Source organism: Bartonella propinqua (assembly GCF_047263965.1).
Classification (GTDB): Bacteria; Pseudomonadota; Alphaproteobacteria; order Rhizobiales; family Rhizobiaceae; genus Bartonella.
Genome location: NZ_JBLEBK010000016.1, coordinates 1 through 6,326, shown reverse-complemented (window position 1 = coordinate 6,326; position 6,326 = coordinate 1). Strand labels below are relative to the sequence as shown.

At 39.7% G+C, this 6,326-nt stretch carries 8 protein-coding genes; all 8 read right to left on the bottom strand.

The window, feature by feature from the left end; genetic code table 11:
• Nucleotides 1-433, bottom strand: a 433-nt coding sequence (locus ACMFKV_RS06870; protein WP_413154872.1) for a lysozyme, incomplete at its 3' end; no start/stop codon positions are given.
• A 109-nt stretch (nt 434-542) separates the two neighbouring features.
• The gene (locus ACMFKV_RS06865) at nt 543-1,055 is read right to left on the bottom strand and encodes an antA/AntB antirepressor family protein (RefSeq protein ID WP_413154871.1); all 513 of its coding nucleotides are present in this window, start codon (nt 1,053-1,055) and stop codon (nt 543-545) included.
• Nucleotides 1,056-1,379: 324 nt separating this feature from the next.
• On the bottom strand, nt 1,380-1,904 hold the full coding sequence (locus ACMFKV_RS06860; protein ID WP_413154870.1) for a hypothetical protein: 525 nt from the start codon (nt 1,902-1,904) through the stop codon (nt 1,380-1,382).
• Nucleotides 1,905-1,933: 29 nt separating this feature from the next.
• Nucleotides 1,934-2,461 (bottom strand): Panacea domain-containing protein, encoded by a 528-nt coding sequence (locus tag ACMFKV_RS06855; RefSeq protein ID WP_413154869.1) that lies wholly within the window; start codon nt 2,459-2,461, stop codon nt 1,934-1,936.
• 366 nt (nt 2,462-2,827) lie between these two features.
• On the bottom strand, nt 2,828-4,141 hold the full coding sequence (locus ACMFKV_RS06850) for a phage late control D family protein (RefSeq protein WP_413154868.1): 1,314 nt from the start codon (nt 4,139-4,141) through the stop codon (nt 2,828-2,830).
• Nucleotides 4,138-4,362, bottom strand: coding sequence for a tail protein X (locus ACMFKV_RS06845; protein WP_336288541.1), 225 nt, complete (start codon nt 4,360-4,362; stop codon nt 4,138-4,140). The genes ACMFKV_RS06850 and ACMFKV_RS06845 overlap by 4 nt, the downstream gene beginning before the upstream one ends.
• Nucleotides 4,359-4,748, bottom strand: a complete 390-nt coding sequence (locus ACMFKV_RS06840; RefSeq protein ID WP_413154867.1) for a phage tail protein — start codon at nt 4,746-4,748, stop codon at nt 4,359-4,361. The genes ACMFKV_RS06845 and ACMFKV_RS06840 overlap by 4 nt, the downstream gene beginning before the upstream one ends.
• A 5-nt stretch (nt 4,749-4,753) precedes the next feature.
• Nucleotides 4,754-6,326: phage tail tape measure protein (locus ACMFKV_RS06835; protein WP_413154866.1), on the bottom strand; the 1,573-nt coding region annotated here is incomplete at its 5' end.

Sequence of the window (6,326 nt, the reverse complement as noted above, 5' to 3'; positions counted from 1 at the left end):
ATAAACCCGCTTCTGCTGCTCGACGATTAACAAGACCTTGAAGACGCTTTCCACCCGCTTTAGTCCATCTTTGCAATTCGGCTGGCACAGCTTCATAATCACCTTTATTCAGCTTTTTAAGGAGTGTGGAGTTGCAAAATGCTGCTGTCCCTACATTATAACAAAAAGACACTAATGCTGCGAATTGCTCATCTGTTAAAGAAACAGTGACAGCTTGTTCAACACTCTTCTCAAATTGTTTTAAGTCTCGACAAAGAATATCTTCTGCTGCCTTTTCAGTGATATTCATGTTTTTATGAACAATAGGTTTTCCAGCAGCACTTGTGTGACCATAACCAATTGTCCATATCCCAATGGGGTCTTGATAAGCGTGTAACCTCAAACCTTCCCATTGCTTGATTAACATAAGCCCTTCTTTGGATATTTTGCGCATATTCTTGCCTCCATAAAAAAAGCCCTGCAAAAAGCAGAGCTGAATGACAGATTAATAATTAATTTCTTTCCTACTTTAATGGCGGAACGATATAAGCTTCATGATAAAGTTAAGCCACTTTTTTAAGTGGATTTTCTAAAATGCGTTTTGCTTCTGCAATTAATGCTTTATGCTGTTCGAGTTCTTCTTCAAGGTCATTTGCATCCAACAAACGCCTCATCATCACCCCTAAAATTTTTCCAACACCAGCAGGATTTTTTAAACACTCATCAGACAATAATTCATAACCAACAGATTGGCTTTTTAATTTCTTCTCGCACTCAATGAAATAACGACGAGCTTGTCTACCCTTCTCATTCCTCTCAACCATGGAAAGCTCTTTTGCCATGTCTAAAGTGATGTGATATTCCATGCTCGGACGACCGCCTGAAGGTTTCGGTAAATTTTTACCGAAACTTATAAAGTCCTGATTTTCTGAGAAAGCATATTCCTCAATACGATTTTTTATCCAATTTCTAAATTCGGATTTAACTTCTAAAAATGTATGCAACTCACGTGCATTAATCGCTTGAACAGTTTCCTGCCCGATCGCTTGTTCTGTAATTTCTATGAGAGTATTCATAATGAACTCCTTGGTAATAACTTGTTTTTCATTGACACCTTTACAGGATGTCGGGTGCTGAAAAACACGGTACCAAGTCCGTCGTTATGCCTTCCCCATGAAGGGTATTGTATAGCATAACCACACCCGACAAAGCCATTATATGCACGCAACATATAACGAGTCAAAGCTTTTAATGTGCAGAAAAAGACTGTTTCGGCAATCCATCCGCTTGGTATTTTAAGGCGTTTTTCAGGCACCTGAATCAACATTAGATACGTTATTACGATTTTGTCAAGTAAAAATTAAGTACCTACCTGTATCTTTTTTCTCAGCTACCATTTTTTACAATAACAGCCACAACAGCGGCAACAGCCACCATTTTTTTACCAGTGCAAAAAAATACTTTAATCCGCTCATTAGATCTTGCTTCATATCTTGAAAAGCTTTCCCAAATCCCTTCTTATTTACTTGTTTTAAAATAGGATAAAATGGCCATATAATCAAAATTATTTGTAACAATATCGCCAAAAACAGTACCTTAAAACCCGCATGATCTTCATCACAATTTGCAAAAGCACAAATCACACCAGATTTTATAAGCGGTAAAAACACAACCTCTGCTATCAAAGCAAACACTAAAACAGCACAACGCGTATCCTTAATTTCATTTTTTAATTTATCTACTTTTAAACTAACATTACAATTTTCAACGAGCTTAAAAAAGTCCTCCTTATACACCTCATCATAACTATTACCCACTGCATCCGTATTGGGTTGGCTAAAAGCAGGCGCCCCATCATTATTGTCAATACTTTTATCATTACAATCGTTACCATCATCATCACTACCAGTAGAAGATGAAACCATAACCGCCTCTTAAATCTTTACAAACTTATTTAAATATTTTCTAAGCCTAATTCTTTCAAAAAATAAATTTTGATAGGTGTATCTTCTATTTGCGTATTGTGTGGTATATTGCCTCCGTTTTTTTCATATATATCATGCCATGGAGAATTCTTTTTATGAGTTTCATCTATTAATCGCCCAGCAGGAAAATTTTTATATTTTTCCCATACATCACTCAGTATGTTAATTATATATTCGCTATCTGCATTCAGAATAATTTTTCTGACAAACAACTTATCTGTTTCACAATCATATTCACGCGAACTCTGATTGATAGGATAACTCCCATACCACTTAAACTCATGATACAGTGCGGGAATAACAGGACCATGTTTCCAAGCCTCTATGCGATCAGGGAAAAGATGCTTACCTTTAATTGCCAACATCCATCCATAAGCGAAATAAACTATCTTAATAAGCTTTATCTGCGTAATCGGAACGTTTTCTTCGCGTCCTTTATCGAGAAAGAAGTTGGCTACTTGCTGAACTGTACATAGAGCAGGCTTTTGATTACTCATATCAACCTCCTTGCATTAAACACATTATGACATCATCTTTTTTAACTTATCTGACCCTTTTCCCATTTTGGAGAATGGAAAATAAAGACTCTGATTAAACATAGTTAATGATAAGACTTGCACTTTTTAGTGAACTTCTGCAGCTAATCACGCATATAACTTGCTCCATAATTTCTACAGAAAAGCCTTATTTTAATACACAACTACACACATACTTATAACTTAAATAACGTATTTTGATGATAAATATTGCATGATTCAAAGCACAATTTGTAATAAAATAAATTTTAAAGAAATAAAATACCTATTAATAAATTTTTTTTATTATTCATAAATAATTTTTTCTTTACAATTCTTCTACTGTTTTTACATATCTCCTTCATCCATATGAATAACATCTTCTCCCTCATCATATGATGCAGTGGGAGGAGCGTTGGGGTCGATGATGTCATCCTTATCTGGTGTGGTATCGGCAACATTTCCCGCGGCATCTTCCTGTCCTTCATCAAAAAGTTCGCAGTCTATTTGTGTTGTATAACCTCCATTGGGTGCAAACTCATGTTTAACGCTTTTGATACGCCACTCGAAAGGGATGTAAGGTCTAAAGGGTGGTTCTTGAATAAGCTTTGCTTCTGCTTGGATGAGAGGGTTCCCACCCATATCACACGAAAAGGATGATTTTCCACGTGATGACTTATTGCGATAAGAAGCAATCGCTGCAACAGCTTCTGATTGGTTGTGATAGGTATATTTTAATTCATGAAACGGTGCTTCACCAGATTTGACTTCCTTTTTCTCACCACTGCGTAAATCATGATAGCTGGCAATAACACCGCCCTTTTTTTCTTCCCCTTCTTTTATGGATGTTGATTCTGTCTCTTGCAGCTTAGGCAGTGTGGGGCTTTTGTTGGTATCACTCTCATCCATGTGAATAAAGTTTTCATCTTCCTCCATTTTTTCTGGTGCCCGTGCATCGGCAGCAGCTTTTTGATCGTCTCCAGCACCCATTTCCAAGCCATTGGCTGCCCCTGCTTCATCACGTGCGCTATATTTAAAATCCCAAGAGCTACACATTCTCTCATTGATGGAAACTATCGGAAGTGGCTCCCCCGTTATGGCTTTGCCAGCACCACGTTTGGCAAGTACCAGTTTCCCATCAACAGGCTTTGCAACAGCATCATATTCCGCAGCAAGGCGTGCAGCAAAAGCCATGTCACTTTCAGCCGTTTGATCAATGTGACGCACAACAATTTTGGCAAGTGTCGGGTCAACTTTTGCCGTATAACCATTCCGTGTTGCGATCTCTTGAACAATACTGCCCAATGTTTTCTGATGATAGGATTGGCTTTTGGGTGTTCTGTAAGATGTGTTCATCGCAGCAGCACGCCCCGTAACACTTAAAGTTTGCGGTGGGCTGCTTACCGATATTTCATCAATCAAGTACGTGCTCATATCCCGCACAGCTCCCCCTTCATAGCCAAGACTGATAGAAATCACTGTTCCAATTAAAGGAATATCCAAAAAACCATTGTCATTTGCCCGTGCACGATCATCAAGCTCTATGGTGATACGGTTGCTTTTGTCTTCTGCCTCATTCGTAATTTCAATCGACAAGACATAATCCATGAGAGAATTTGTAATATCTTCGCCATTTGCCATAACTGTGCAAAAAGGCTTCATGATTTACGTCCCCAAATTCTAATCACTGGTGTGGCTTTAGGATAGGGTAAAGAAGGCAAAACTATCCTTACCCCTGCTTTTAACAGAGCACCATAATTTGCAAGACCATGATTAGCAGCATAAACACGTTCAACAGCCAGTGCCTGTTGCCCTTTGGGGTAATATTTCCAGCAAATGGCATCAACCATATCCCCTTCTTCTGTGACGTAAAGATCACTCACCAAGCTTCTCCATCTTGACCATATTCTCTTAATTTCACGGTAAATTCTTGTTTTTGGGGTGTGCCATTTTTATGGAAAACACTCTGCTTTTCCTCAACGGAAAGAATGACAAACTTCCCTAAAATCTTCCCCTGCCCCGTTACAAGAATGTGCGCACCCTCATGCGCCATCTTGCGCAATCGTTCTATCTGCCCAGCCCCACCTTTAAAGTCTGGATACACCACCCCTGTTAAAGAAAATTCCGCATTGGCAACAGCTGGCAGTTGAAGTGCTGCCTTGCGCCCCAATCGCCCCTGTTCTACCCACGGAATATCATAAGACATGTTGAGTGTTTGATACGCTGCCGTTTCAACCGAAAAAATAAACTGCCCCAAAGCCAACATCATGGTGATTAATCCGAAAAGCTCGATGCTATAGCCAAGCGCTGCTGTTTGGCTTGACGTTCAAGGGCTTGATTGACCGCAGCATGAATTTCATCCGCAGAGCCTCTTCCCCCCGAAACATTCAAATTGCTAATAGTGATAGAAGCATCCACTTCCGCAGGCTTTTGAACCATAATCGGCTCGGAAGCATTCAAAGCTTGAACTTTTGCCGCTTCAACGGAGTTTATATGCGTGCTGCTGTTGCGTTGTTGAGGTGGGGTGTTCGTAACAACAGTTGCATCGGTTATTCTTTTTGCACGTGTACTTGTTTCTTCGGTAAGATTTTTAATCGTCTCAGTTGAACTTTTATCAATTGTAGCGCTAAATCCAAGCTTTTCTTTCATCCAGCTAGGCATCCAACTCGTTAATTTTTTAATCGCACCGCTAAGCCAATTATACATTGTCTGCCACGCGCTTTTCATGCCCTCCCACAGCCCACTAATCAGATTAGCTCCTGCATCTATTAAGTTGACCCCAAACAACCAGTCAATCAATGAATTGATTTTTGTTGCTATCCAATAAAGTGGCGAAAAATCTTTAAAGAAAGTAAAAAGGTTATCAAAAACATCGCTGCATAAAGCAACAAAAGAATCCCATAACTTGCTTAGATAGCTTGTTACCGTATCCCAGTTTTTGTAGAGTAGATATCCAGCCCCAACAAGCAATGCAATACCGCCGAGTATCCAGCCTATGGGAGTGGTCATGATTGTGATGCCAAGCGATATAAATGCTGAACCTACTGCGGCTAACGATGAAAGCAGTGATCTTCCAAGAGTTACAACAAACTTCATGAAAGCTGAATCAACCGCAACTAACGATGAAAACAGTGACCTCCCAAGAGTTACAGAAAGCCTGATAAATGCTGAGCCTACTGCGGTTAATACTGGAAGAAGCGATCCTATAAGAGCGATAGTAAGCCTGATAAAAACGGCACTAATCACAGCTATGGATGTAACCAACCAGCCATTAATTTTATCCCAGTTTTTATAAAGCAGATATCCAGCTCCAACAATCGCTGCAATGCCGCCAAGTATCCAACCTATAGGTGTCGTCATTATAGCAACCCCAAGTGTGATAAACGTAGTGCTCAGTGCAACTAAGGATGCAATGAGGGGACCAAAAATGAATGCGCTAAGTGCCACAAGACCAACCTTAAACAGGCTTATTTCACCAATCAATGGTTCCATCCATTTAAACCACCCTTTGATTCTTTCCGTGATCCCACTGATATTTTGTCTCAAATCAGAGGTAGGATCACACAAAGCCTTCAAGACGTCTTTTAAAGATTTTGCCCACTTTGTGACGGTTGTTTGAATGAGATCACGATTTTCATCAATCAATGCTGAAAAAGCATCAATCAAATCATTGAGAACTGGCATGAAACGCGCACCAATAAAACTGGCAATCCCACCTAGTTGGCTTTTAAAGGCACCAAGCTTGTCACTTAAATTTGCTGCATACTCTGCAACATCGGCACCTATCATCCACTTTCCTTTTCGCGCATCTGCAAAGAGGTCTTTTATTTTTCCCATGCCTTGCGAG

What these genes read in the sequence shown, in the direction of transcription:
- ACMFKV_RS06860 (WP_413154870.1), bottom strand. Translation starts at nt 1,904, where the DNA reads ATGGTTTCATCTTCTACTGGTAGTGATGATGATGGTAACGATTGTAAT.
- ACMFKV_RS06840 (WP_413154867.1), bottom strand. Translation starts at nt 4,748, where the DNA reads ATGATGTTGGCTTTGGGGCAGTTTATTTTTTCGGTTGAAACGGCAGCG.
- ACMFKV_RS06855 (WP_413154869.1), bottom strand. Translation starts at nt 2,461, where the DNA reads ATGAGTAATCAAAAGCCTGCTCTATGTACAGTTCAGCAAGTAGCCAAC.
- ACMFKV_RS06850 (WP_413154868.1), bottom strand. Translation starts at nt 4,141, where the DNA reads ATGAAGCCTTTTTGCACAGTTATGGCAAATGGCGAAGATATTACAAAT.
- ACMFKV_RS06865 (WP_413154871.1), bottom strand. Translation starts at nt 1,055, where the DNA reads ATGAATACTCTCATAGAAATTACAGAACAAGCGATCGGGCAGGAAACT.